General features: G+C 62.8%; 17 protein-coding genes, 4 tRNA genes and 2 pseudogenes. 12 read left to right on the forward strand and 11 right to left on the reverse strand.

The features are described from left to right. Positions 1-25: 25 nt before the first annotated feature. Complete coding sequence (locus tag E8E78_RS21125; protein WP_080889221.1) at positions 26-1,360, forward strand: hypothetical protein; 1,335 nt, start codon at positions 26-28, stop codon at positions 1,358-1,360. Positions 1,361-1,379: 19 nt separating this feature from the next. Continuing rightward, positions 1,380-1,463 (forward strand): annotated as a pseudogene (locus E8E78_RS29115) (NAD(P)-dependent oxidoreductase); the annotation flags it as partial. A gap of 47 nt (positions 1,464-1,510) precedes the next feature. Here the strand turns inward: E8E78_RS29115 and nirD are convergent. From nirD to E8E78_RS21140, 3 genes are all read right to left on the reverse strand, one after another. Then, complete coding sequence (gene nirD, locus E8E78_RS21130) at positions 1,511-1,873, reverse strand: nitrite reductase small subunit NirD (RefSeq protein ID WP_016501070.1); 363 nt, start codon at positions 1,871-1,873, stop codon at positions 1,511-1,513. Beyond that, complete coding sequence (gene nirB, locus E8E78_RS21135; RefSeq protein WP_059395331.1) at positions 1,873-4,425, reverse strand: nitrite reductase large subunit NirB; 2,553 nt, start codon at positions 4,423-4,425, stop codon at positions 1,873-1,875. Before nirB ends, nirD begins: the two co-directional genes overlap by 1 nt. A 304-nt stretch (positions 4,426-4,729) precedes the next feature. Next, entirely contained in the window at positions 4,730-8,755 is a 4,026-nt protein-coding gene (locus tag E8E78_RS21140) for a bifunctional nitrate reductase/sulfite reductase flavoprotein subunit alpha (RefSeq protein WP_059395332.1), read from the reverse strand. A 318-nt stretch (positions 8,756-9,073) separates the two neighbouring features. Between E8E78_RS21140 and map the strand changes: the two genes are divergently transcribed. Further along, positions 9,074-9,865: a type I methionyl aminopeptidase gene (gene map / locus E8E78_RS21145; RefSeq protein ID WP_196304835.1), complete on the forward strand. Its 792-nt coding sequence runs from the start codon at positions 9,074-9,076 to the stop codon at positions 9,863-9,865. 86 nt (positions 9,866-9,951) lie between these two features. Here map and E8E78_RS21150 read toward each other — a convergent pair. The 4 genes from E8E78_RS21150 to E8E78_RS21165 form a co-directional block, all read right to left on the reverse strand. Beyond that, positions 9,952-10,028 (reverse strand) — tRNA-Asp (locus E8E78_RS21150). 13 nt (positions 10,029-10,041) lie between these two features. Beyond that, positions 10,042-10,117, reverse strand: a tRNA-Val gene (locus E8E78_RS21155). 169 nt (positions 10,118-10,286) lie between these two features. Then, positions 10,287-10,363, reverse strand: a tRNA-Asp gene (locus E8E78_RS21160). Between the two features lie 13 nt (positions 10,364-10,376). After that, positions 10,377-10,452, reverse strand: a tRNA-Val gene (locus E8E78_RS21165). Between the two features lie 215 nt (positions 10,453-10,667). On the opposite strand from E8E78_RS21165, the gene rdgC reads away from it, so the two are divergent. From rdgC to sugE, 3 genes are all read left to right on the forward strand, one after another. Beyond that, positions 10,668-11,588: a recombination-associated protein RdgC gene (gene rdgC, locus E8E78_RS21170; protein ID WP_049274724.1), complete on the forward strand. Its 921-nt coding sequence runs from the start codon at positions 10,668-10,670 to the stop codon at positions 11,586-11,588. A gap of 172 nt (positions 11,589-11,760) precedes the next feature. Beyond that, the gene (locus E8E78_RS21175; RefSeq protein ID WP_059396378.1) at positions 11,761-12,726 is read left to right on the forward strand and encodes a bile acid:sodium symporter family protein; all 966 of its coding nucleotides are present in this window, start codon (positions 11,761-11,763) and stop codon (positions 12,724-12,726) included. 172 nt (positions 12,727-12,898) lie between these two features. Next, positions 12,899-13,216, forward strand: a complete 318-nt coding sequence (gene sugE / locus E8E78_RS21180) for a quaternary ammonium compound efflux SMR transporter SugE (RefSeq protein WP_016501077.1) — start codon at positions 12,899-12,901, stop codon at positions 13,214-13,216. Positions 13,217-13,225: 9 nt separating this feature from the next. On the opposite strand, the gene E8E78_RS21185 is transcribed toward sugE, so the two are convergent. Next, entirely contained in the window at positions 13,226-15,103 is a 1,878-nt protein-coding gene (locus tag E8E78_RS21185; RefSeq protein ID WP_016501078.1) for an MFS transporter, read from the reverse strand. A gap of 184 nt (positions 15,104-15,287) precedes the next feature. Here E8E78_RS21185 and E8E78_RS21190 point away from each other — a divergent pair, with 184 nt between their 5' ends. Together E8E78_RS21190 and E8E78_RS21195 are read left to right on the forward strand one after the other, a co-directional pair. Further along, positions 15,288-16,466, forward strand: a complete 1,179-nt coding sequence (locus E8E78_RS21190) for an MFS transporter (protein WP_059396377.1) — start codon at positions 15,288-15,290, stop codon at positions 16,464-16,466. Positions 16,467-16,591: 125 nt separating this feature from the next. Next, positions 16,592-20,071, forward strand: coding sequence for a hybrid sensor histidine kinase/response regulator (locus E8E78_RS21195; RefSeq protein ID WP_280315014.1), 3,480 nt, complete (start codon positions 16,592-16,594; stop codon positions 20,069-20,071). Here the strand turns inward: E8E78_RS21195 and rmuC are convergent. After that, positions 20,043-21,413, reverse strand: coding sequence for a DNA recombination protein RmuC (gene rmuC, locus E8E78_RS21200; protein WP_162489848.1), 1,371 nt, complete (start codon positions 21,411-21,413; stop codon positions 20,043-20,045). The genes E8E78_RS21195 and rmuC overlap by 29 nt on opposite strands. A gap of 180 nt (positions 21,414-21,593) precedes the next feature. Then, positions 21,594-21,932, reverse strand: a pseudogene (locus E8E78_RS21205) (sel1 repeat family protein); the annotation flags it as partial. A gap of 945 nt (positions 21,933-22,877) precedes the next feature. On the opposite strand from E8E78_RS21205, the gene E8E78_RS21210 reads away from it, so the two are divergent. The 3 genes from E8E78_RS21210 to E8E78_RS21220 all read left to right on the forward strand — a co-directional run bounded on the left by E8E78_RS21210 (position 22,878) and on the right by E8E78_RS21220 (position 25,247). Continuing rightward, on the forward strand, positions 22,878-23,102 hold the full coding sequence (locus E8E78_RS21210) for a hypothetical protein (RefSeq protein WP_016501083.1): 225 nt from the start codon (positions 22,878-22,880) through the stop codon (positions 23,100-23,102). 249 nt (positions 23,103-23,351) lie between these two features. Next, positions 23,352-23,834, forward strand: a complete 483-nt coding sequence (locus E8E78_RS21215) for a hypothetical protein (protein ID WP_016501084.1) — start codon at positions 23,352-23,354, stop codon at positions 23,832-23,834. A 147-nt stretch (positions 23,835-23,981) separates the two neighbouring features. After that, on the forward strand, positions 23,982-25,247 hold the full coding sequence (locus E8E78_RS21220) for an outer membrane protein transport protein (RefSeq protein ID WP_016501085.1): 1,266 nt from the start codon (positions 23,982-23,984) through the stop codon (positions 25,245-25,247). A 42-nt stretch (positions 25,248-25,289) separates the two neighbouring features. Here the strand turns inward: E8E78_RS21220 and E8E78_RS21225 are convergent, their stop codons facing one another. Beyond that, a complete protein-coding gene (locus E8E78_RS21225) occupies positions 25,290-26,219 on the reverse strand; it encodes a LysR family transcriptional regulator (RefSeq protein WP_059396375.1) in 930 nt (309 codons plus the stop codon). 115 nt (positions 26,220-26,334) lie between these two features. Between E8E78_RS21225 and E8E78_RS21230 the strand changes: the two genes are divergently transcribed. Continuing rightward, on the forward strand, positions 26,335-26,595 hold the full coding sequence (locus tag E8E78_RS21230; protein WP_049276555.1) for a DUF2798 domain-containing protein: 261 nt from the start codon (positions 26,335-26,337) through the stop codon (positions 26,593-26,595). The last annotated feature ends 208 nt before the right edge of the window (positions 26,596-26,803 follow it).

The raw sequence follows: 26,803 nt of genomic DNA on the forward strand, positions 1-26,803 counted from the left end.
TTAATTGTGAATGGAGCCCAACGCCATGATCCGACCCAAGAAGCACTTCCCTTCTACCCAGGCAGTGCCGCCCTCTCCCCAGGCTCTTCAGCAGCAACCCATGGCCCCCATCGATCTCAGTTATGGTGACAAAGGCCATGCCCACTTCACCCAAAGCGGCCGCGGCAACCTGGGGGGTACGACCAGCGTACTGAGGAGCAAAGTGCGTCCGGCCCGGTTCTATGTGACTGGGTATCAAACCGATCCCGATGGGCTACACAGTGTTTTCATCGCCTGCCTGGACGCAAATGGAAAGCTTGACACCACGTTCAATGGCAGCGGCATGTTCAAGTTCACCACAGAGACCACGGACCGCTACCTGAACGCCACTGGAGTAGTAGAGGACGTGACGGGCAATCTGCTGGTGACTTTGGAGCTTTTTGGGGAAACCACTTCTCATTTGTGGAAGCTGATTGCGAAAGGCGAACCCGATCCGGGCTTTGGTCAAGGAAAGGGTTATATCGACACACGTGCGTTGTTCGGTGCAGATCTTGTGCTGGACAAAGTGGCCTGCCACCAGGAAGGTCTGGTGGCGACCGCGGCTCGATACGAAGCAGGGGATTCCAACGCGGTAGTTGTCGCCCTGGACAGCAATGGTAGAAGGGACCCCCAATTCGGTGAAAATGGGCTGCTGGCGTTGAGCGATCTGATTCCCGAAGGTTCACAGCACAGCCTTGAAGGCATTGCCGTCATCTCCCCAACTGCAGGGATGCAGCGCATCGTGATCTGCACTTACGTGGAAAGCGATTCGGGCTGGTATTCAGTAACGAGTGGCTTGTCGCTGACGGGGCGTCTCGATGACAAATTCGGCGAGGTGGGCCACCACTGGTCAGACGAGGGGATCATCAATAGCGGCTTCACGGTAGAAGACAGCAGCCAACGCATCACATTGTACGGCCAACACTACTCGGTCGACGACGATCGCAGCCAACCGACCATCTACCGGCTGGACTATGCTGGCGAACCTGCCCGCGAGTTCAACCAAGGGCAGGTCGTGCGTTTCCTCGTCGACGGCGGGTGGGCCCATATTGAAGAAACCGAGGGGGGGCTAATGGGGTACGGTGGCTTCTTTACCTTCAACATGGCAGTGCGCTACCAATCAGACGGCCAACTCGACACCCGCTTCGTCTCCCCGCACGGCTACGGTCAGTTTGGCGCGTTTTCGCAGGAGGATGGTTTCTATACCGCCGAGAATTCGGTAGTAGTCGATACCGTGAACCAGCGCATGGTGGTGAGCGGAGAAGACGTACAGCAGGGCTACCGACTTCCCTGCCTGCTCGCCCTCTCTCTGAAAACCGCTTCTGTAGTGCGTCACGACTGAAGCGGGCAGGCTTGAAGCATTGCTGCGTGCGTCAGGTGCAGAGGGATACCTGATCAACATCGCACGCGGCAAGCTGGTGGATGAGCCGGCGTTGATCGCGGCTGAAGCCGCTCCCACAGCGAAGAGGCTTGGGTAGGCAGCAAATGGTTATCAGGCCACAGCCAGCTCTACTGCCTCCCCCTTCAACCGCACCGGCCACACTCGCAACCTCTGCCCGGCATCCTCCAGGCACTCCCCACTCAGCAGGCTGAAGTGCTGTTTGTAGAGCGGCGCTGCCACCACCAACTCACCTTGCACGCTGCCCACCAGCCCGCGACCGATGATGTTGGCGCCGGAACGCGGGTCGCGGTTGTCCACCGCATACAGCGGCTGCGCCTGCCCTGGCAGGTAGAACAGCGCCACCTGAGCCCCGTCGAGCCACACCACCACCCCGGAATCGGCCACCAGGTCTTGCGCCTGGCACACCGCCTGCCAGTTCTCACAGGTTTTCACAGCAGCATTGGACAGGTTCATCAGACAGACTCCTCGACAGTTGGGATCAGGTGCAGTGGCGCAGCAGGCCGGCGTTGTTCGCGTTCACGCACGAAGTGCACGTCCGGGTCAGCGCGGCGATCGTTGACAAAGGTACGGAAGCGCTTGAGCTTCTCGGGGTCGTTGAGGGCGTTGGCCCATTCGCATTCATACTGGTCGACCACATGCTGCATCTGGCTTTCCAGCTCGCTGGCGAGCCCCAGGCTATCGTCGATCACGACCTGCTTCAGGTAGTCCAGGCCGCCTTCCAGGTTCTCGCGCCACACCGAGGTGCGCTGCAACTTGTCGGCCGTACGGATGTAGAACATCAGTACGCGGTCGATCAGGCGTACCAGGGTTTCGTCGTCCAGGTCGGTGGCGAACAGCTCGGCATGCCGTGGGCGCATACCGCCATTACCGCACACGTAGAGGTTCCAGCCCTTGTCGGTGGCGATCACGCCGATGTCCTTGCTCTGCGCCTCGGCACACTCGCGGGTGCAGCCAGACACCGCGAACTTGAGCTTGTGCGGGCTGCGCAGGCCCTTGTAGCGGTCTTCCAGGCGCAGGGCCATGGCGACGCTGTCCTGCACGCCGTAACGGCACCAGGTGCTGCCCACGCACGATTTCACCGTGCGGGTCGACTTGCCGTAGGCGTGGCCGGTTTCGAAGCCGGCCTCGATCAGCTCGCCCCAGATCAGCGGCAGCTCGTGCAACTGGGCACCGAACAGGTCGATGCGCTGGCCGCCAGTGATCTTGGTGTACAGGTCGTACTTCTTGGCCACCTGGCCGATGACGATGAGCTTGTCGGGGGTGATTTCACCACCCGGAATACGCGGCACCACCGAGTAGGTGCCGTTCTTCTGCATGTTGGCCATGAAGGTGTCGTTGGTGTCCTGCAACGGCACCAGCGCCGGGTCCATGATCGGCTGGTTCCAGCAGGAGGCGAGGATGTTGCCCACCGCCGGCTTGCAGATGTCACAGCCAACGTGGCCCTTGCCGTGGCGTGCGAGCAGCTCGCTGTAGGTGCGGATGCCCTCCACCCGCACCAGCCCGTAGAGCTCCTGGCGGGTGTAGGCGAAGTGCTCGCACAGGCTCTTGTCCACCGCTACGCCACGTGCGGTCAGTTCGTGCTCGAACACCTGCTTGAGCAAGGCCGCGCAACCGCCGCAACCGCTGGCGGCTTTGGTGCAGCCCTTGACCGCAGCAAGGTCGCTGCAACCGCTGTCGATGGCGTCGCACACCGCGCCCTTGCTGACGTTGTGGCACGAGCAGATGGTCGCGCTGTCGGGCAGCGCATCGGCGCCCAGGGCCGGTGCACCACCGCCTTGCGGCAGGATCAGCGCTGCCGGGTCGGCTGGCAGGGCGATGCCGTTCTGGGCGTATTGCAGCAGGGTGTCGTAGTAGCTGTTGTCGCCGACCAGCACTGCGCCGAGCACGTGCTTGCCGCTGGCGTCCACCACCAGCCGGCGGTAGGCGCTGTTGGCTTCGTCGATGAAGCGGTAGCTGCGTGAACCGGGGGTGGCGCCATGGGCATCACCAATCGAGCCGACATCCACGCCCAGCAGCTTGAGCTTGGTCGACATGTCGGCGCCGGTAAACGCTACCGCCGCTTCCCCCATCAGCAAAGCCGCCAGGTTGCGCGCCATGCTGTAGCCTGGGGCGACCAGGCCGAACACGCTACCGTTCCACGAGGCGCACTCGCCGATGGCAAAGATGCGCGGGTCGCTGCTGCGGCAATGGTTGTCGATCACCACGCCACCGCGGGCGGCGATGTCCAGACCGCAGCCACGGCCCAAGGCATCCTGCGGGCGGATACCGGCGGAGAACACGATCAGGTCGGTTTCCAGATGCTCGCCACCGTCGAAGTTCATGCGGTAGCGGTAGGCTTCACCGGCGCTGATCGACTGGGTGGCGCGCGACAGGTGCACGCCCACACCGAGCGCTTCAATCTGTGCCTTGAGCGCGGCACCGCCCTCGCTGTCCAGCTGAACCGGCATCAGCCGTGGGGCGAACTCCACCACGTGGGCTTCCAGGCCCAGCGACTTGAGGGCGTTGGCTGCCTCCAGGCCGAGCAGGCCACCACCGACCACCACGCCACGGCGGGCACCGGCTGCGGCAGCGCGAATGCCATCGAGGTCGTCGAGGGTACGGTAGACCAGGCGGGCATTGCCGCTGGAACCTTCGATCGGCGGCACGAAGGGGTAGGAGCCCGTGGCCAGGACCAGCTGGTCGTAGCCGTAGCGCCCCTCGGCGGTGACTACTTCGCAGCGCTCACGGTCGATTTCCAGCACGGCCTCACCGAGGTGCAGGTGCACGCCGTTGGCGTTGTAGAAATCGTGCTCGCACAGGGCCAGGGTCTCGGCACAACTGCCGCCGAAGTATTCGGACAGGTGCACGCGGTCGTAGGCGCGTTGGCGCTCTTCGCCGAAAACCTGCACCTCGAAGCGCTGCAGGGCGCCGCGGCTGACCAGTTGTTCGACGCAATGGTGGCCGACCATGCCGTTGCCGACGATGACCAGTCGCTCTCGTTGCCCGCTGCTCGCTGTTGCCTTCATAAGCCGATCCTCGATCAAAAAAAAAGCGCCTGGAGCCGAAGCTCCAGGCGCCTTTGCCTGTATTCATCACGGTGTGCCCCCGGGTTGATCGCCGTTGATCAGTGGGGCTTGTTGTATTGGAGGTGAAGCAGGGACTGTGCCAATCCTTTTTCCTGTGCTGGCCCTATCGCCGGCAAGCCAGCTCCCACAAGGGCCGCCACAGGTTTCGAGGTTTGTAAGATACCTGTGGGAGCTGGCTTGCCGGCGATAGGGCCAGCACAGCAATTGCACATTCCAAGTGCATCACTCCCCATCCCGGTGCACTTCAGTACACATCCCGCAGATAACGTTTGGCCTTGCTCAAACCTTCCACATAGGCAGCCGCCGCCACCACATCCATCCCGCCATGATCAGCCACGACCGCCCGCAACGCCGCATCCACATCCCTGGCCATGCGCTGCGCATCCCCACACACATAGAAATACGCCCCCGCTTCCAGCCACTGCCACAACTGCGCGCCCTGCTCCAGCATGCGCTGCTGCACATAGATCTTCTCGGCCTGGTCGCGGGAAAACGCTGTATTCAGACGCAAGTGGCCGCTTGCCTGCCAGGCCTGTAGCTGCTCCCGGTAATAGAAGTCGGTAGCGGCGCACTGTTCGCCAAAGAACAGCCAGTTGCCCCCTCTCGCCCCCCGCGCCTCCCGCTCTTCGAGGAACGCCCGGAACGGTGCAATGCCGGTACCGGGGCCGACCATGATCACCGGCACGCTGTCGTCCGCGGGCAACCGGAAGTGCCTGGACGCCTGCGGGAAAATTGCCACCTTCAACGCTTGGGCGCGGTCGGCGAGGAAGGCCGAGCATACGCCCTTGCGCTCGCCATAACGCACGGTGGAGACGGTCAGGTGTACCTGGCCTGGATGCGCTAACGGGCTGGAGCTGATCGAGTACAGACGCGGCTGCAAGGGCTTGAGCAGTTCAAGCCAGCTGGCCAGCGGTAGCTGCTGGGGAAAGGCCCGCAGCACATCGACCAGTTGCCGGCCCCACAGCCAGTCCTGCAGTTCGGCCTTGCACTCGGGCTGCAGCAGACGTTGCAGGCCCGGGGCGCTGCCCGCGAAGGCTTGCAGTTGCTGCGTGGTGACCTTGGCGATTTCCAGGTGCGCGTGCAGGGCTTCGGCCAGTGGCATGGCAGGTTGGCCCTTCAGCTCGACCATGGCCTGGCCATCAAGCTGCATCAGCGCCAGCAGTTCGTCGACCAGCGCCGGGCAATTGCGCGGCCACACGCCCAAGGCATCACCGGCGGCATAGCTGAAGCCGCTACCGCTCAGGTCGAACACCAGTTGCCGTGTTTCCTTGCTGGCACCGGGGCCGTTGAGCAGGTGGTTTTCCAGCAAGGTGGCGGGCCAGGGTTGTTGTTTGCTCCAGCCCGCCATGGATGCAGGTTCACTCGCCGGTGGTGGCGCAGCGGCCCTGCCCAGCAAGGGCAGCAACGCGTCAAGCCAGCCTGCGAACGCTTCGTCAAAGTCTGGCTCGCAGTCCACCCGTTGCAACAGGCGCCGGCCACCCAGTTCGGTCAGACGCTGGTCCAGCTTGCGGCCAAAGCCGCAGAACTGATCGTAACTGGAGTCGCCCAAGGCCAGCACTGCATAGGGCAGTTCGGCGCAGCAGGCGCCCTCCTCGCCCTGCAAGGCGTGCCAGAACGCCGCTGCGCTGTCGGGCGCATCGCCATCGCCAAAGGTGCTGGCGATCAATACCACGCTGGCGGCGCCCTGCAGCTGGCTCGGGCTGACCGCCTCCATGCAACTGAGCTGCACATCCAGGCCGGCACCGCGCAGGCGTTCGGCACAGCGCTCGGCCAGCTGCTCGCCGTTGCCCGTCTGCGAGGCCCACAGCACCTGATGCCGTGGCGCCGCCAACGCCGCAACGGGCAGTGCCGCAGGCTGGGAGAACAGCCCGGCCAGCAAGCCGTCGATAAACAGCCGGTGGTTGGCCGCCAGTGGCGCACTGGCCGGCAGGCTGGGCACGCCCTCGGCGCGGGCCTGGTTCAGGCCCAGCAGGAAACCTTGCAGGTAATGGCGCTCTTCTTCTGCCAGCACCGGGGCTGGCAAGGTGTCCAGGCCAAGCAGACGGGACAGGGTGGCAGTGGGCATGCGGGCTGGCTCCGAAATGGCAGCGTTCAGGTCTAGGGCGTCGATACGCTCGCCTGCGACCCGTTGCAGGGCCACGGCGCAGTGTTTGAAAGCGGGTTGCAGCGACAGCGGGTCGACGGCATCGCAGGTGACGGCATTGATTGCCAGTTGCTCGCCGACCAGGTCGTTCCAGTGGAACGGCGCAAAGCAGTTGCCTGGCATGACCCGGTCGCTGATTCGCGCCGGCAGTACGGCTTGACCGCGCCGTGAGCGGACGGCCACCTGATCCTTTTCAGCGATGCCAAGCCGTACGGCGTCGTCTGGGTGAACCTCGACGAAGGGGCCAGGCTCCAGCTTGTTCAGCGCCGGCACCTTGCCGGTCTTGGTAAGGGTGTGCCACTGATGCTGCACGCGGCCGGTGTTCAGCACCATGGGGTAGTCGTCATCCGGCAACTCCGGTGCCGGCAACCAGGGCCGGGCGAAGAAGCGGGCCTTGCCGCTGGAGGTGGGGAACGCCAGCGCCGGGCAATCGCCCTGGGCATCGTGCAGCAGCGCCTGGCTGCTGCCGTCGTTCAGGTAGCGTAATGGGCTGCGATCGCTGCCATGGCCTGGCGCACAAGGCCACTGGCGTGGTTGCTGACGCAGCTCGGCGTAACCGATGCCGCGCAGGTCGTAGCCGGTGGCGGGGTTATGGAAGCGGCGGATTTCTTCATATACCGCTTCGGCATCGGGGTAGTCGAAGGCTTCGGCATAGCCCATGGCGCAGGCCACCCGGGCGATGATCTGCCAGTCGGGCAGGCTCTGCCCTGGCGGCTCTACGGCGCGCGGCATCAGGGTGAGGTTGCGTTCGCTGTTGATCATCACGCCCTCGCCTTCGGCCCACAGCGCGGCCGGCAACAGGATGTCGGCGTAGCGGTTGGTTTCGGTGTCGAGGAAGGCATCCTGGGTAATCACCAATTCGGCCTGGCACAGGCCATCGATCACCTGCTGGCGGTTGGCAACGCTGGCTGCCGGGTTGCTGCAGATGATCCAGCACGCTTTTACTTCACCCGCGTTCATCTGCTCGAACAGTGCCACCGTACCCTCGCCGCCTTCGCTGCGAAGGCGGCCGGGTGGCAGTTGCCACTGCTGCTCGACAAATGCGCGATCGCCTTCCACCAACGCCGAGCGCTGGCCTGGCAGGCCGGGGCCCATGTAGCCCATCTCACGGCCGCCCATGGCATTGGGCTGGCCGGTCAGCGAAAACGGCCCGCTTCCGGGGCGGCAAATGGCGCCCGTGGCCAGGTGCAGGTTGCAGATGGCGTTGCTGTGCCAGGTACCGTGAATGCTCTGGTTCAGGCCCATGGTCCAGCAGCTCATCCAGTCGTTGGCGGTGCCGATCCATTCGGCGGCCTTGATGATGTCGGCCTCGGCCAGCCCGGTGATGGCGGCTACGCGCTCGGGGGTGTAGTCATCGAGGAAGGCGGGTAGCTCAGCCCAGCCTTCGGTGTGGCGGGCGATGAAGTCGGGGTTGGTGTGGCCATTGCGGTGTAGCAGATACAACAAGCCGTTGAGCAAGGCCATGTCACTGCCGGGGCGTACTTGCAGGAACAGGTCGGCCTTGTCGGCGGTGGCACTGCGCCGTGGGTCGACGACGATCAGCTTCGCGCCGGCCTTGACCCGATCGAGCAGGCGCAGGAACAGGATGGGGTGGCAGTCAGCCATGTTGGCGCCGATCACCAGGAACACGTCGGCGTGCTCGAAATCCTGGTAGCTGCCAGGCGGGCCGTCAGCGCCGAGCGACAGCTTGTAGCCGCTGCCGGCGCTGGCCATGCACAGGCGCGAGTTGGACTCGATGTGGCGGGTGCGGATAAAGCCTTTGGCCAGCTTGTTGGCCAGGTACTGCGCCTCCAGCGACATCTGCCCCGACACGTACAGCGCCACGGCGTCGGGGCCGTGCTGGTCGATGATGCCGCGCAGGCGTTTGCCGGCGTCGGCGATGGCCTGGTCCATGCCGGTGCGCGCCGGTTGCTGGTTGCGCTGCTGGCGCACATAGGCGTCTTCCAGGCGGCCGGCGGCGGTCAGCGGCACGTGCGCAGTGAGGCCTTTGGTGCACAGCCGGCCGAAGTTGCTGGGGTGCTGCTTGTCGCCGCTGACCTTGACGACCTTGTCATCGGCAACGCTCATGACGATGCCGCAGCCAACGCCGCAGTAGGGGCAGACGCTGCGTACTTCGCTGTTGGCCATGGGCGGGCTCCTGTGGGAAACGCAAAAAGGCGCCGGCTGCCCCGACTTGCTGAAGCAAGCGGGGCAACACGGCGCCTTTGTCGTGAAGTTTTGTGGGCTGTCGACGTTGATAGCCCGGGATGAAGGTAGATCAGCAATTTATGGGCCAGCTATACCGGCCCTTTCGCGGGCACGCCCGCTCCCACAGGCCTATCGCAAGGCCTGAGGGGCGTGCCGTGCCTGTGGGAGCGGGCGTGCCCGCGAAGAGGCCGGCACAGGCTACGCACCATGCGGTGGCAACCCGGTACCCGCTGGCGCTATGCTGGGGCAAATTACAGCATGAGCAACTGCCCTCCCCCTATGTCCCAGGTGATTCTCAAGACCCCCGCCCAACTCGACCTGATGCGCCGCGCAGGCCAACTGCTGGCCCAGGTTTTCGCCGACCTCGACGGTTTCATCCGCCCCGGCGTGACCACGATGCAGATCAACGACCGTGCAGAAGCATTCATCGTCGACACGCTCAAGGCCCGGCCGGCGAGCAAAGGCCAGTACGGCTTTCCTTATTCGCTCAATACCTCGGTGGACCATGTGGTGTGCCATGGCATGCCCAATGCCGATGAAGTACTGAAGGAAGGCTCGATCATCAACGTCGACATCACCCTGGAACAGGGCGGCTACATTGCCGACTCGTCGAAGATGTACAGCATCGGGCACATCAGCGATGAAGCCCGACGCCTCGTCGACACCACCTACGACGCGCTGTGGAAGGGCATCGAGCAGGTGCGCCCCGGGGCCACGCTGGGCGATATCGGCCATGCCGTCCAGGCCCATGCCGAGGCGGCAGGCTATAGCGTGGTGCGCGAGTATTGCGGGCACGGCATTGGCCAGCAGATGCATGAAGGGCCTGAAGTACTGCACATCGGCCAGCGCGGCATGGGCATGAAGCTGAAGCCGGGGATGGTGTTCACCATCGAGCCGATGATCAACCAGGGTGGGCGCGGTACGCGTACATTGAAGGATGGCTGGACAGTGATTACCCGCGACCACAGCCTGTCGGCGCAGTGGGAGCATACCGTGGCGGTGACCGAGGACGGGTTCGAGGTGCTGACGTTGCGAGAAGAAGAGCGCTGATACAAAAATTGCAGACACAAAAAAAGCGACCCTAAGGTCGCTTTCTCTGTTACTCCCAGGTGTTCAGTGGGCCTGGAAGCGGAATATGGCGCAGCGGACGGGACTCGAACCCGCGACCCCCGGCGTGACAGGCCGGTATTCTAACCGACTGAACTACCGCTGCGCTATACATCGAGTGGTGGGTGATGACGGGATCGAACCGCCGACCCTCTGCTTGTAAGGCAGATGCTCTCCCGGCTGAGCTAATCACCCATGTCTCTCGGTGTGGCGCGCATTCTACGGGCGACTTTGCACTCTGGCAAGCACTTATCGAAGTTTTTTCAAACTTCGTTCAAACACCAAAATTCAGGCACAAAAAAAGCGACCCTAAGGTCGCTTTCTTTGTTACTTCCAGGTGTTCAGTGGGCCTGGAAGTGGAATATGGCGCAGCGGACGGGACTCGAACCCGCGACCCCCGGCGTGACAGGCCGGTATTCTAACCGACTGAACTACCGCTGCGCTATACATCGAGTGGTGGGTGATGACGGGATCGAACCGCCGACCCTCTGCTTGTAAGGCAGATGCTCTCCCGGCTGAGCTAATCACCCTTCGTCTCGGTGTGGCGCGCATTCTACGGACGACCCCACACCCTGGCAAGCACTTTTTAAACTTTTTTCAAAAAAAACTTCATTCCTTTCAAAGGCCTAGCGTTGCCGGGTGTTTCTTTCACGCATAAGCCACTGCTGGCCCTCTGACAGGGTTGGCCTCAGAGCTCCGCTCGGAGAATAATGCCCGCCTTATGCATTAAGGAGAGTTACCCCACATGTGGTTCAAGAACCTGCTGACCTACCGCCTGACCCAGGAAGTCCCGTTCGAGCCTGAAGCGCTGGAAGCCGCACTGGCCAGCAAACCGGCCCGCCCCTGCGCCAGCCAGGAGCTGACCACCTACGGTTTCGTCGCGCCGTTCGGCAAAGGCGAAGACGCTCCCCTGGTGCATGTCAGCGGCGAGTTCCTGCTGATTGCCGCACGCAAGGAAGAACGCATCCTGCCGAGCAGCGTGGTCAACGACGCGGTCAAGGAAAAGGTCGAAGAGATCGAGACCGAGCAGATGCGCAAGGTCTATAAAAAAGAACGCGACCAGATCAAGGACGAGATCATCCAGGCTTTCCTGCCGCGTGCGTTCATCCGCCGCTCGATGATCTTCGCCGCCATCGCCCCGCGCCTGGGTGTGATCCTGGTCAACTCGGCCAGCGCCAAGCGTGCCGAAGACCTGCTGTCGACCCTACGTGAAGTGATGGGCTCGCTGCCGGTGCGCCCGGCCACGGTGAAGATTGCGCCAACCGCCACCATGACCGACTGGGTCAAGTCGCAGCAAACCGCCGAAGGCTTCTATGTACTGGACGAGTGCGAACTGCGTGACACCGCCGAAGACGGCGGTATCGTGCGCTGCAAGCGCCAGGACCTGACCGGCGAGGAAATCCAGCTGCACCTGAGCACTGGCAAGGTGGTAACCCAGCTTGCCCTGGCCTGGCAGGACAAGCTGTCGTTCATTCTGGACGACAAGATGGTGATCAAGCGCCTGAAGTTCGAAGAGCTGCTGCAGGAGCAGGCCGAGCAGGACGGTGGCGATGAGGCGGCGCAGCAGTTCGATGCCAGCTTCCTGCTGATGATGATGACCTTTACCGAATTCCTGCCGGCGCTGTTCGAGGCGCTGGGTGGAGAGGAGATTCCGCAAGGGGTCTGATGTGTCTTGAGATGCCAGTGCAGGCCTGAAGGCCATTTTGCCTGCACCGGTCCTGTCGCCGGCAAGCCAGCTCCCACAGGTACGCCACGGTTTTCAGAACCTGTGGGAGCTGGCTTGCCGGCGACAGGGCCCTGGAAATTCACAAAGCTATAAGTAGAAAAGGAATTGCCCCATGCGTGCCCTCGCCGCCTTAAGCCGCTTCGTCGGCAATACCTTCGCCCTGTGGGTGCTGGTGTTTGCCGTGCTGGCCTTTCTGCAACCGCAATGGTTCATCGCCCTGAAGGTCGCCATTGTGCCGCTGCTGGGGCTGGTGATGTTCGGCATGGGGCTGACCCTCAAGCTCGACGACTTCGCCGCCCTCGCCCGCCAGCCGTGGCGGGTGATGCTGGGGGTGGTTGCGCACTTCGTGATCATGCCCGGCATGGCCTGGCTGCTGTGCCAGCTGTTCCACCTGCCGCCGGAAATTGCCGTGGGCGTGATCCTGGTCGGCTGCTGCCCGAGCGGCACCGCCTCGAACGTGATGGTCTGGCTGTCGCGTGGTGACCTGGCGCTGGCCGTGGCGATTGCTGCAGTAACCACGCTGCTGGCACCACTGCTGACCCCAGCGCTGATCTGGTTCCTGGCGTCGGCCTGGTTGCCGGTGTCCTTCATGGACATGTTCTGGTCGATCCTGCAGCTGGTAATGCTGCCGATCGTGCTCGGCGTGCTGGCCCAGCGCCTGCTCGGTGCCCGGGTGCAGGCGGCGGTGCAGGTACTGCCGCTGGTGTCGGTGGTGAGCATCGTGATGATCGTTTGCGCGGTGGTGGCGGCCAGCCAGGCGAAGATCGCCGAATCGGGGCTGTTGATCATGGCGGTGGTGATGCTGCACAACAGCTTTGGTTATTTGCTGGGGTACCTGACCGGCAAGCTGTGCAAGTTGCCGCTGGCCCAACGCAAGTCGCTGGCGCTGGAGGTGGGGATGCAGAACTCCGGGCTGGGGGCGGCGCTGGCGGCGGCGCACTTTTCGCCATTGGCGGCAGTGCCCAGTGCGTTGTTCAGTGTTTGGCACAATATTTCCGGGGCACTGCTGTCGACCTGGTTCCGGCGGATGGATGAGCCTGCGGTTGAACCTGAAGAAGCGGAACCGGCCAGGCACTGATGGTGCCTGTGCTGGCCTCTTCGCGGGTAAACCCGCTCCCACAGGGATCAGCACAGACTTGCCCTGAAGGCTGCAGATAGGCACCATATTGCCCACTGTGAGGACGGCCTCACGACGCACCGCGTGACCATTCCGGGGACGGCCCCATCATTCAAACGATGGAGACACACTCATGTCCTGGATCATCCTGTTCTTCGCCGGCCTGTTCGAGGTCGGCTGGGCCGTAGGCCTTAAATACACCGACGGCTTCAGCAAACCGATCCCCACCGTACTCACGGTCGGCGCCATGGTCATCAGCCTGGGCCTGCTGGGCCTGGCCATGAAAGAACTGCCGCTGGGCACCGCCTATGCCATCTGGACGGGTGTTGGCGCAGTCGGCACAGTCATCGCCGGGATCATCCTGTTCGGCGAGTCCATGGCCCTGGTGCGGCTGGTCAGTGTGGCGCTGATCATCTGCGGCCTGGTCGGCCTGAAAGTCAGCGCCAGCTAACCCCCTCCCCTATCGCAGGTCACCGCGCAGGCGGCTGACCTGCTCGCGCAACAGCTCAGGCTGCGCTGCCTCCACCGGGATGGCGGCGCCCGCCACGATGGTTACCCGCGACCACAGGCGCTTGAAGAAGCCCTTGGCCGGGTCGCGGCTGAAGAAGCTGCCCCACAGCCCTTGCAAAGCCAGCGGAATCACCGGCACCGGTGTTTCTTCGAGGATGCGGTTGACGCCACCCTTGAACACATCGATCTCACCATCGCCAGTCAACTTGCCCTCCGGGAAGATGCACACCAGCTCTCCATCGGCCAGGTACTTGGCAATGCGTGCGAACGCACGTTCGTACGTGGCGGGGTCTTCGTTGCGACCGGCAATCGGGATGGCGCCTGCGGTGCGGAACACGAAGTTGAGCACTGGCAGGTTGTAGATCTTGTAATACATCACAAAGCGGATTGGCCGGCGGATTGCTCCTCCCAGCAGCAATGCATCAACGAACGACACGTGGTTGCACACCAGCAGCGCCGCGCCTTCGTCGGGGATGCGCTCAAGGTCGCGGTGCTGCACGCGGTACATCGAATGGCTGAGCAGCCAGATCAGGAAGCGCATGGTGAATTCGGGCACGATCCTGAAGATGTAGGCGTTGACCGCGATATTTAGCAGCGACACCACCAGGAACAGCTGCGGGATGCTCAGCTCGGCAAGCCCCATGAGGATGATGGTAAGCACCGCCGACACCACCATGAACAAGGCATTGAGGATGTTGTTGGCCGCAATCACCCGGGCGCGCTGGTCTTCGGCCGTGCGTGCCTGAATCAGCGCATACAGCGGCACAATGTAGAAGCCACCGAACACACCAAGGCCCACGATCGACAGCAGGATCCACCAGGCCTGGCCTATGCCCAGCAGCGCCAGCCAGTCGTGCGGCGCAGCTGCAGCCGGTACGTCGCCGGAGTGCCACCACCACAGCAGGCCGAACAGGGTCAGGCCGAACGAGCCGAACGGCACCAGGCCGATCTCTACCTTGCGCCCGCTAAGCCTCTCGCACAGCAACGACCCCAGGGCAATGCCCACCGAGAACAGCGTCAGCACCAGGGTGACCACCGTGCCATCGCCGTGCAGCCAGTCCTTGGCGTAGGCCGGGATCTGCGTGAGGTAGATGGCACCGACAAACCAGAACCACGAGTTACCCACGATCGAGCGCGATACGGCGGGCGGCTGCCCCAGGCCCATGCGCAGGATCGCCCACGACTGCCTGAAGATGTTCCAGTCCAGCGGCATGCTCGGCGAGGCGGCCGCGGCCCGCGGGATCCAGCGGCTGGCCAGGTAGCCGAGCACAGCAGTGCCGACCACGCCGCCGGCCACCACCGTGGCATAGCTGTCGGCCGACATCATCACGCCGGCGCCGATGGTGCCGGCCAGGATGGCGAGGAAGGTGCCGGTTTCCACCAGCCCGTTACCGCCGACCAGTTCCTCCTCGCGCAGGGCCTGCGGCAGGATCGAGTACTTCACCGGGCCGAACAGCGCCGAGTGGGTACCCATGCCGAACAGCGCCACCAGCATCAGCGCCAGGTGGTTGGTGATGAAGCCAAGCGCACCGATTGCCATGATGACGATCTCGGCCAGCTTGATCGCACGGATCAGCGCGTCCTTGGCGAACTTCTCGCCAAACTGCCCGCCCAGCGCCGAAAACAGAAAGAACGGCAGGATGAACAGCAAGGCGCACAGGTTGACCCAGATCGAACGGTCACCGTCGCCCAGGCTGAGCTTGAACAGGATCGCCAGGATCAGCGATTGCTTGAACAGGTTGTCGTTGAAGGCACCCAGCGACTGGGTGATGAAAAACGGCAGGAAGCGCCGCTTGCCGAGCAATGTGAATTGCGAGGAGTGACTCATCGTCCTTGGTCCTGAAGGCTTTTCAATTGGAGGCGCGCCGGGCACGTCAGGCCACAAATCTGCATGGGAAATGCCTTGGCTGGCAAGCCTACACGCTTTTTGCAGAAGCAGCCGAGGCGCTCCTGCAGGTGCCCTATGTGGCTTATGCTTGTGCTCGGCAAACCAGAACAACAAGGACGTGGTAATGCTCGCCGCCCTGAAACGCTACCCGCACACCGTACGCCTGCTACTGCTGACCACCTTCACCCTCACGGTCGCCCGCGCCCTTACCCTGCCCTACCTGGTGGTGTACCTGGCCGACAACTTCCAGCTGCCGATCAGCCAGATCGGCCTGCTGATAGGTGGCGCGCTGATCATCGCTTCGCTGCTGAGCCTGTATGGCGGCCACCTGGTCGACACCTTGCGCAACCACACGCTGGTCAGCGCCAGCACCCTGCTGTTCGCCCTGGCCTTCGTCGCCGCGGTCGTCAGTGAATCGGCGCTGTTGTTCTTTTTGTGCCTGGTGCTGATCAACCTGGCGCTTGCAGTGGTCGACATCGCCGCCAAGGCAGGCTTCTGTGCCTTGCTGCCAGTGGAAGAGCGGGCCGAGGTGTTCGCCATCAAGTACACCCTCAGCAACGTCGGCTACGCCGCCGGCCCGCTGCTGGGGGTCGCCATGCTGGAACTGGACGACCACATGCCGTTCATCGCCTCGGCCCTGCTTGGCCTGGGCATGTGCCTGGCCTACTGGCGCCTTGGCGACCGTGACCTGCAGGTGAGCGCACCGGACAAGCCTGCGGCCGGCTTCGGCCAGGTGGCGCTGGGGCTGGCGCGTGACCGCCGGCTGGTGTATTTCACCCTGGGCGGGGTGCTGAGCGCGGTGGTGTTCGGCCAGTTCACTGCCTACCTGTCGCAGTACCTGGTGGTAACCAGCAGCCCGACGGAAGCGGCGCGGCTGGTCGGCTACCTGGTCACCACCAACGCGGTGACGGTGATTGCCCTGCAGTACCTGATTGGCCGACGCATCAGTCGTCAGCACCTGATGCCCTGGTTGCTGGCCGGCATGGCCCTGTTCATCGCAGGGCTGCTGGGCTTTTCGTTGGCAGGCTCGGTGCTGGCCTGGTGCCTGGCAATGCTGGTGTTCACCCTGGGGGAGATCATCGTGATCCCTGCCGAATACATGTTCATCGACCTGATCGCCCCGGAGCACTTGCGCGGGGTGTATTACGGCGCGCAGAACCTGTCCAACCTGGGGGCGGCGCTGGGGCCGGTGATGGTGGGGTTTGCCCTGGTGCACCTGTGGCCGGGGGCAATCTTCTACCTGCTGGTGTTGTCGGTGTTGCTGGCGGGGGTGTTTTATGGGTTGGGCACCCGAAAAAATTGATGTTTTGTTTCAGATCAATCGCGAGCAAGCTCTCGCCTACAACCATCGTCTGCGCTGACGAAGCGGCGCCTGCGTGCCAGACTGGTTGATCGGGACCGCGTTATATTTTTTGCTTCGGAGTCTTCATGTCGTTGTCCAGCGGGCTGATCGCCGTGGTCGCCCTGGCCTATATGGCCGTCATGTTCGCCATCGCCTTCTATGGTGACCGCCGCAGCACGCCGTTGCCGCCAAAACTGCGCGCCTGGGTGTACAGTCTGTCGCTGGCCGTTTACTGCACCAGCTGGACCTTCTTCGGCGCCGTCGGCCAGGCCGCCGAACAGCTCTGGGCATTCCTGCCGATCTACCTGGGCCCGGTGCTGCTGATGGTCTTCGCGCCCTGGGTGCTCCAGAAGATGGTGCTGATCAGCAAACAGCAGAACATCACCTCAATCGCCGACTTCATCGCCGCACGCTACGGCAAGTCGCAAACCCTGGCGGTGGTGGTGGCGCTGATTTGCCTGGTCGGTGTGCTGCCGTACATCGCCCTGCAGCTCAAAGGCATCGTGCTGGGCGTCAACCTGCTGATCGGGGCCAACGCCGACGCCACTGGCACCCGCGTGCAGGACACCGCGCTGGTGGTGTCACTGGTGCTGGCACTGTTTGCCATCGTGTTCGGCACCCGCAGCCTGGACGTGACCGAACACCACCGGGGCATGGTATTGGCGATTGCCTTCGAATCGCTGATCAAGTTGCTGGCCTTCCTGGCCGTGGGCATTTTCGTCGTCTTCAACCTGTATGACGGCTTTGACGACCTGTTCAGCCAGGCTCGCCAGTCGATCCACTTGCAGGACTATTGGCAAGAGACCATCAACTGGCCGTCGATGGTGGTGCAAACCGCCGTGGCGATGATGGCGATCATCTGCCTGCCGCGACAGTTTCACGTCACCGTGGTGGAAAACATCGAGCCCCAGGACATGCGCCTGGCGCGCTGGGTGTTCCCGATGTACCTGGCGCTGGCCGCGCTGTTCGTGGTGCCGATTGCCCTGGCCGGGCAGATGCTGCTGCCGGGCACGGTGATCTCCGACTCCTTCGTCATCAGCCTGCCACTGGCCGAAGCGCACCCGAGTCTGGCCCTGCTGGCATTCATTGGCGGCGCTTCGGCAGCCACCGGCATGGTCATCGTCGAAGCGGTGGCGCTGTCGACCATGGTGTCCAACGACATGCTGCTGCCCTGGCTGCTGCGGCGCAACAACGCCGAGCGGCCGTTCGAGGCGTTCCGCCACTGGATGCTCTCGGTACGCCGGGTAACCATCGTGGTGATCTTGCTGCTGGCCTACGTCAGCTACCGCCTGTTGGGCTCCACCGCCAGCCTGGCAACCATCGGCCAGATCGCCTTCGCCGCCGTCACCCAGCTCACCCCGGCCATGCTCGGCGCGCTGTACTGGAAGCAGGCCAACCGCCGCGGCGTGTTTGCCGGCCTGGCGGCAGGGATCTTCCTGTGGTTCTACACCTTGGTCCTGCCGATTGCCGCGCATAGCCTGGGCTGGTCACTGCAACTGTTCCCAGGGCTGGCTTGGCTGCATGGCAACCCGCTGGGACTGCCGATCAGCCCGCTGACCCAAGGGGTGGTGCTGTCGCTGGCAGGCAACTTCACCCTGTTCGCCTGGGTTTCGGTACTGTCGCGCACACGGGTTTCCGAACACTGGCAGGCCGGGCGCTTCATCGGCCAGCAGACCAGCGCTCGCCCCAGCAGCAAGCCACTGCTGGCGGTGCAGATCGATGACCTGCTGACCCTGGCTTCGCGTTTTGTCGGTGAGGAACGTGCCCGGCAGAGCTTCATCCGCTTCGCCTACCGCCAGGGCAAGGGCTTCAACCCCAACCAGAATGCCGACGGCGACTGGATCGAACACACCGAACGCCTGCTGGCCGGGGTGCTCGGGACCTCGTCGACCCGCGCCGTGGTCAAGGCCGCCATCGAAGGCCGCGACATGCAGCTGGAAGACGTGGTACGCATTGCCGACGAAGCCAGCGAGGTGCTGCAGTTCAACCGCGCGCTGCTGCAAGGCGCCATCGAGAACATCAACCAGGGCATCAGCGTGGTCGACCAGAACCTGCACCTGGTGGCCTGGAACCGTCGCTACCTGGAGCTGTTCAACTACCCCGACGGGCTGATCAGCGTGGGCCGGCCGATTGCCGACATCATCCGCTACAACGCCGAGCGCGGCCTGTGCGGCCCGGGCGAAGCGCAGGTGCATGTGGCGCGGCGCCTGCACTGGATGCGCCAAGGCCGCGCGCATTCTTCCGAACGGCTCTTCCCCAATGGCCGGGTGATCGAGCTGATCGGCAACCCGATGCCGGGTGGCGGCTTCGTCATGAGCTTCACCGACATCACCCCGTTCCGCGAGGCCGAGCAGGCCCTGCGCGAGGCCAACGAAGGCCTGGAACAACGGGTGGCCGAGCGCACCCACGAACTGTCGCAACTGAACCAGGCGTTGTCCGAAGCCAAGAGCCAGGCCGAAGCGGTCAGCAAGTCCAAGACCCGCTTCCTGGCTGCGGTCAGCCACGACCTGATGCAACCCCTGAACGCCGCCCGGCTGTTCTCCGCCGCCCTGTCGCAGCAGGCGGAGGGCATGAACGAAGAGGCCCAGCAGTTGGTGCAGCACATGGACAGCTCGCTGCGCTCGGCCGAAGAACTGATCAGCGACCTGCTGGACATCTCGCGCCTGGAAAACGGCAAGATCACCCCAGACGCCAAGCCCTTCGCCCTCAACGAACTGTTCGACACGCTGGGTGCCGAGTTCAAGGTGCTGGCGGCCGAGAAAAACCTGGAGTTCCGCCTGCGTGGCAGCCGCCTGCGGGTGGACAGCGACATGAAACTGTTGCGCCGGGTACTGCAGAACTTCCTTACCAATGCCCTGCGCTACGGCAAGAGCCCGATCCTGCTGGGCGCGCGCCGCCAGGGCGAGCGCCTGTGGCTGGAGGTGTGGGATCGTGGCCCAGGCATCGCCGACGACAAGCTGCAAGTGATCTTCCAGGAGTTCAAGCGCCTGGACAGTCACCAGACACGCGCCGAGAAAGGCCTGGGCCTGGGTCTGGCAATTGCCGACGGCCTGTGCCGGGTGCTGGGGCACCCGCTGGAAGTGCGGTCGTGGCCGGGCAAAGGCACGGTGTTCCGCGTCAGCGTACCGATTGCCCGCCAGGCCGCCCCGGCGCCGAGCGCCCCCGCTGAACAACAGGGCGGCCAGCCGCTGGCCGGGCTGCAAGTGCTGTGCGTGGACAACGAAGACAGCATCCTGATTGGCATGAACAGCCTGCTCAGCCGCTGGGGCTGCCAGGTATGGACCGCTCGCAACCAGGCCGAATGCGAAGCCCTGCTGGCCAAGGGCATGCGCCCGCATCTGGCACTGGTCGACTACCACCTGGATGACGGAGAGACCGGCACCGGGCTGATGGGCTGGCTACGTGCGCGCCTGGGTGAACCGGTGCCAGGCGTGGTGATCAGCGCCGACGGCAGCAAGGAAACCATCGCCATGGTGCATGCGGCAGGCCTGGATTACCTGGCCAAACCGGTCAAGCCGGCAGCCTTGCGCGCCATGCTCAATCGCCATCTGAGCCAGGTTCAGTAACTGCGGGGTCCGGCACCTCATCGGACAGCGCCCGCTCCAGCAAGTCTGCCGGCAGGCTCTTGCTGGCGCGGGCGCCCAGCAGCTTCAGCTGTTCACTGCGGCTGACCAGGTTGCCGCGCCCTTCGCACAGCTTGTTACGGGCAGCGGCATAAGCCTTGTCCACCTGTTGCAGGCGGCTGCCCAGCTCGTCCAGGTCCTGGATGAACAGCACGAACTTGTCGTAGAGCCAGCCGGCGCGCTCGGCAATTTCCCGGGCGTTCTGGCCCTGGCGCTCCTGTTTCCACAGGCTGTCGATCACCCGCAGGGTAGCCAGCAGGGTGGTAGGGCTGACGATCACGATATGCCGGTCGAAGGCTTCCTGGAACAGATTCGGCTCAGCCTGCAGGGCTGCCGAGAAGGCCGCTTCGATGGGCACGAACAGCAGCACGAAATCCAGGCTGTGCAGGCCTTCGAGGCGGTTGTAGTCCTTGCTCGACAAGCCTTTGACGTGGCTGCGCAGCGACTGCACGTGCTGTTTGAGCGCGGCCTCGTCGTTGTTGGCGACAAACTGCTGGTACGCCGTAAGGCTGACCTTGGCGTCCACCACCACCTGTTTGTCGCCGGGCAGCATGATCAGCACGTCGGGCTGGAAACGCTCGCCGTCAGCGCTCTTGAGGCTGACCTGGGTCTGGTATTCGCGGCCTTTTTCCAGGCCAGCATGTTCCAACACCCGCTCGAGGATCAGCTCGCCCCAGTTGCCCTGGGTTTTTTGGCCTTTGAGGGCCTGGGTCAGGTTGGTGGCTTCGTCGGACAGGCGCAGGTTGAGCTGTTGCAGGCGCTCAAGCTCTTTGCCCAGGGAAAAGCGTTCGCGGGCTTCCTGCTGATAGCTTTCTTCGACGCGTTTTTCGAAGGACTGGATACGCTCCTTGAGCGGGTCGAGCAACTGGCCCAAGTGCTGCTGGCTGGTCTGGGCGAAGCGTTGCTCGCGCTCGTCGAAGATCTTGGTGGCCATGTCGGCGAACTGGGCGCGCAGGGTGTCGCGGGCTTCCTGCAGGTCTTCCAGGCGCTGCTGATGGCTTTCTTGCTGCTCACGCAGTTCAGCCTCCAGGCGCGCACCCTGAGACTCCAGACGACGCAGCTCGGCTTCACGGTTGGCGCGCTCCAGGCTCCAGGCGTGGGCAGCGTCACGGGCGTTGTCGCGATCGATCTGCAGCAGTTCCAGTTCACGGCCCTGGGCGGCCAGTTGGGCCTGCTTGATGGTGTTGGCTTCGCTGAGGTCGCTGACTTCGTCGCGGCTGGCCTCAAGCTGCGCCTGCAGGCCGGCCTGGGCCAGTAGGGCTGCGTTGAGGCGCTCTTCGAGCAAGGCCTGCTCGCCTTGCCGTGCGCCCTGCCGGCGCTGCACCTGCATGACCCAAAAAAGACAGGGTAAAGCACCTGCCACCAAGCCCAGCAGAATGCTGGCCAGATCCACTGTCATGCTTACCCCGATCACGCTGATGTAAATTGAATGCAGCTTATCAGCCTGGGGCTTGTCGGAGCATTACTTCGCCTGGTCCGGATCGTTTTGCTGGCACAGCCGCGCATACTCCAGCTGTGCCCGCCGGTCACCGGCGCGGGCTGCCTGGCGCAGCAGTTCGTGGCCAATACGCCGGTCACGGGCGTTGCCACAATCGCGGCACAGCATCTGCCCCAAGCGGCTCTGTGCCACCACCACGCCCTGACGCGCGGGCTGCTTAAGCAAGCGCCCGGCCAGGTGCTTGACCTGGGGCTTGTCGCCCAGGCGCGGGCTATCGAGCAGCCACAAGGCCACTTTCAAGGAAAAGCGCTCGGACGGAGGCGTCGATGCTGCAGGGCTGGCGAGGTGTTTACCGCGAAACTTCATGAGCAACAGGTTTGGCAACTCGAAAGGCGCGCCACTCTACTCTTTTTTTTTCGCTGTGAACTGTCGATTTACGGAGAATTGAAAAAATATTTCAACGATCTTTTCTTGACGTTTTCGAGTGGATGACCAACCGGTCTGTCGGGGCATGTCGATTGTCGGACAGTTCACTGCACTGCTGGCACGCCCGTTCTAGAGCAAGCGCCCGAGACAATCCACAGTTCCTGTGGATAACTCAGTGGACAAACCCCTTGCACACCCCGCAAAGCCCCGTGAATTGGGGCTTTGTCTCAAACTGACGATTTTTTCACCAGCTGAAAATAGTGTTTTTTTTCATTGACTTAACCGCCTAGTCAAGGCATTGGCGAGGCTGTTGCAGCCTGTTGCCGCCCTGTTACAACCCTTGCCCCGAATGTGAACAAGTGCACCATGATCCCTCATATGAGTGCCCGAAATGGGCACATCCGCCTGTGTGCGCGCTATTTGCCCCCTCTTCACAGCGGTACAAATACGCGCCATACTGCTCGGCTCACCTGAATAAACGTCGTGCTTGCCAAGCGCCGGTATTTCCGGTAAGGTGCGCCTCGTTAGTACCAAGCTGAAAGTCAATTCGGGCCACAACATCCTTGCAGACCCACTTTCCCGAGAGTGCGCTGCTGAAGCAGGATTGCCCATTCGATGATTCACTCGCCAGCCTCAGGCTGCTCAAGCACGAATCACGTGACAGATTGATCAGGATTCCACCCGACGGCCTAGAACCTTGGCCCCGACGTGCTGCCTGCCTTCCGAAGTACCTACCAGTCAGCCCAAGCGCCCACTTTTGATTGCGCTCTCTCTGGCTGCTTTGTTCCAGTCAGGTTCGTTCGTCCCTTAATAAAGGCGTCACTGGAACGTTTCTATCATGCACGGATCATATCTCCCGTGTTTAAAGCAGGAACCTCCAACAATATGCAAACTCATCATCAGATTCAGGCTGCCATTGGCACCCTCTCCCAGGCCTTCTCGCCGTTGAAGTGCCTTATCGTTGCCCCACGCAAGGGCAGCTTCAGCTTCACTCTGGTAGACGAACACGGCGTCGCCTGCCACACCGAGCGCCTGTACCATGAACAGTACAGCCGCAATGAACCGCTGCAGGCGGTCATCGCCCGGACTCGCCAATCGCTCACCGCGTGAGTGGCGAATGCCGGGGCATTCAAGCGCTGAATCATCCCATCGCAAGCCTGCCTGAACGTTCTTGGCGTAATTGCCTACGGGCATATAGCCCGGTACGTCAGGCAGCAATCGATTTAAAAACAGCTCTTTACACCACGATTATCACACTACACTTCAACTCGAGCGGTGCTTGCCGCTTCCGGCGGGCCTGATCATTCACCAGCTGCCAAGCTCCAGCGCCCGTCCGGCCCTTAATTGCTCGAGGGCATCATGGGTATTGCGGCGAATGAATTGTGTCAGTATGTGATCCGACCCACCCTGGTCTACCTGAACCGTCACTGTGCCAGCGCGGAAGCCCTGCTATTGGGCATTGCCGCCAGCCAGTCGGCGCTCGGGTCCGCCTTGCATGACCGACGCGGGCACGGCCTTTACCGCATTGGCGAACACCGTCACCAGGCGCTCTGGGATGATTACCTGGCCCGCGACCCCGACCTGGCCAGCCTTGTGCGCGGCCTGGCGAGCCAGCACGCCTTCCTCGGCGGCCCGCACCTGGAACTCACCGTAAACCTGCGCTATTCCACAGCCATTGCCTGGATGCTCATCGAAGAGCAGGCCACACCACTGCCTGCCGCTGACGACCTGTTGGCATTGGCACGGATATGGCGTCAGATTTTCCACCCCCAAGGTCGCTTGCGCGACTTCACTCATGCCTGGCAGACCTGCATAGATCAGAGATTGCGACAGGTATCTTAGGAATCGTCCTACAGCATTACCGGAAAAAAGGGAATTTTGGTCGGATTGTCCTACAAAACCGCTCTATCTTCTGCGATTGAGGCTATGGCGCGGTGCGTGATTTGTTGGTAGCTTTTCGCCCCGGAGATCCCAAGGAGTTTTCTAATAATGAAAAAAGTAATGCTCAAAACCTCCCTCGCCGTCGCTGTTGCCGTGGCATCCAGCCAAGTGTTCGCTGCAGGCTTCGCCCTGAACGAACAAAGCATCAGCAGCATGGGGACAGGTTTCGCGGGACGATCTTCTTCTGCCGAAGATGCCAGCACCGTGTTTGGCAACCCGGCCGGCATGTCTCGCCTCAAACGCGAACAATTCACCGTGGGCGGCGCTGCCGTCATCGCCAAGTCCGACATCTCGGGCCGGGGCAGCAACCTCGGGGGGGAAACCGATGGTGACATGGTGCCTCTCGTTGGTGTCCCCATGGGTTACTACGTCAAGCCGATCGACGACCACTGGAGCGTCGGCTTTGGTGTCTATGTACCGTTTGGTCTGGTAACCGACTACGGCAGCGATGATGCCGCACGCTACTGGGGCAAGAAGAGCCACGTCGAGGTAGTCACGTTCCAGCCAACCGTCAGCTACGCCTTCAATGACAAGGTCTCGATCGGTTTCGGCCCTACCATCAACCGCATCAAGGGTGAACTGGGTTCGAGCCTGATCAACCCGTTCACCCCCGGCCGCAACGATGGCGAAGTGAAAATCAAGGGCGACGATACCGCCGTTGGTTACAACATCGGCATCCTGGTACAGGCTACCGACAGCACCCGCCTCGGTCTGACCTACCACTCGATGGTCGACTACAAGCTCGAGGGCAAGACCCGCGTCAGCACCCCGCTGATCGGGCCGTTCAACGGCAACAAATTCGACGCCTCGCTGAAGATCAAGACGCCGGAATCGGTCGACTTCTCGGTTACCCACGAACTCGACGACCAGTGGACCCTGTATGCAGGCAGCACCTGGACCCGCTGGAGCCGCCTGAAAGACATCACCGTGCAGAACGATGTCCCGGCGCCATTGGCAGGTTCGGCGTTCCAGACCATCACCGAAGAACAGAACTGGCATGACACCTGGGCTCACGCCATTGGTGCGTCGTACAAGGTCAACAAGGAGTGGGTGCTGCGCACCGGCTTCACCGTCGACCAGTCGCCGACCAACAACCATGACCGTTCACCACGTATCCCGACGGGCGACCGCAAGGTGTTCAGCCTGGGCGCCGGCTGGAGCCCGACCGACGATATGACCATCGACGTGGCCTATTCCTACCTGTGGGAAGAAGACACCAAGGTCAATCAGGTAAGCGCGACCAAGGGCAGCTACCAGGCCAAGTACGAAAACAGCGCTCACGGTATCGGTGCATCCCTCACCTACCGCTTCTGATTCGTACGTACCCCATTGAAAACCGCCCTCGTGGCGGTTTTTTCATGCCTGCACCTGCCAACTGTCCCCCAGGCATTCACGCAGGTAGTCCATGAACACACGCACTTTCGCGGTCATGGCGAAACGGTCGGCAAGGCACAGGTAGATGTCCATTGGTTCGGTCTGGGCGTAGGCCTGGCCACTGTCGCTGTACTCGAACAACGGCACCAGCGCACCGCTGGCCAGGTGCGGTCGCACCATGAACTCGGCCAGGCGGGTGATACCGCCATCGTGCAGCGCCATCTGGGTCAGGGCGTCGATGTCGTCGCTGATCAGTACACTGCCGAACTCCGCCTCAAAACGCAGCCCATCGCGCATGAAACCCCAGCGCAGAAACCGCCCATCCACCGGGTAACGGAACACCAGGCAACGGTGATCGCGCAATGCCTCGGGCGTACCCGGCACCCCAGCGCTTTGCAAGTACCCGGGCGAGGCACAGCAAATGAACGGGATCCGAGCGATATGCCTGGCCAACAACTGGTCTTCCAGCTGCGGGGCAATGCGCAGGCTGACGTCGACGTCTTCACGCGCATGGTTGACCCGACGATCAGTCGTTACCAACTCTATCGAAAGCAGTGGATAGCGGGCATTGAAGGCGGGGATCAGTGGCGCCAGTACGTGGCGGCCAAACGCGGATGTAGAGGCGATGCAAAGCCGCCCTTGGGGTTCACTGTCTGGCGTAGTGATGGCCTGCTCAGCCAGGGCCAGGTCACGTTCGATATGCCTGACACGCTCGTAGTACTGCGTACCCGCCGGCGTCAGCGCCATGCTGCGAGTGGTACGGCTGAGCAGGCGCACCTGCAGATGGCCCTCCAGGCGTGCCAGGTTCTGGCTGACCGCTGCCGGGCTAAGGCCCAGGGTACGGGCGCCGCCGGCGATGCTGCCGGCCTCGACCACCTTGATGAAGCTGCGGATGGCGTTGAGCAGGTCCATGCGAGAGCTCTTGCATTCGTAAGAATCTCTTTATAAAGAACTCAGCGAGGCTGGTCTACAGCTGCGGCTGAGGGGATTGTTAACCTGCGCGTCCACTCACCTTTCAGGAGTTCACATGAGCAACCTGTCCCAGTCGCGCAGCCGACGCAAATTGCACCCGGGCGCTACGCCCTACGTTTTTGCCTTTTTCATGTCTTCAATCATGGCGCTGCTAATGTGCTTCGTGATCACCGCGGCGAATGCCGGGGTTACTGCGCAGTACCTGAGCAATGTGCTGAAGGCCTATCAATTGGCGATGCCAGTGGCGTTCGTTTGCGTGTTGATGGTCAGGCCGGTGGTGGTGCGGTTGGTGGCTATTATGGTGCATGCGAAATGAAATAATCCGATGCCGAGCCACGCCATCGGCTCCGGCTCCGGCTCCGGCTCTTGATCTTGATCTTGATCTTCGCGACTTCAGGAGGCCGAACGCAGGCCTTGCGAAGGGAGGTGACGGGCATGGATGCCCGTCAAGCGCTGGGCCCCAGGATGGGGCCTGCAGCGCGGTCCTCCCGGGAGCGAGGCCGGAGTGAGGGAACCCCGGAGCG

It is taken from the genome of Pseudomonas sp. BN505, assembly GCF_029873175.1.
GTDB lineage: Bacteria > Pseudomonadota > Gammaproteobacteria > Pseudomonadales > Pseudomonadaceae > Aquipseudomonas > Aquipseudomonas putida.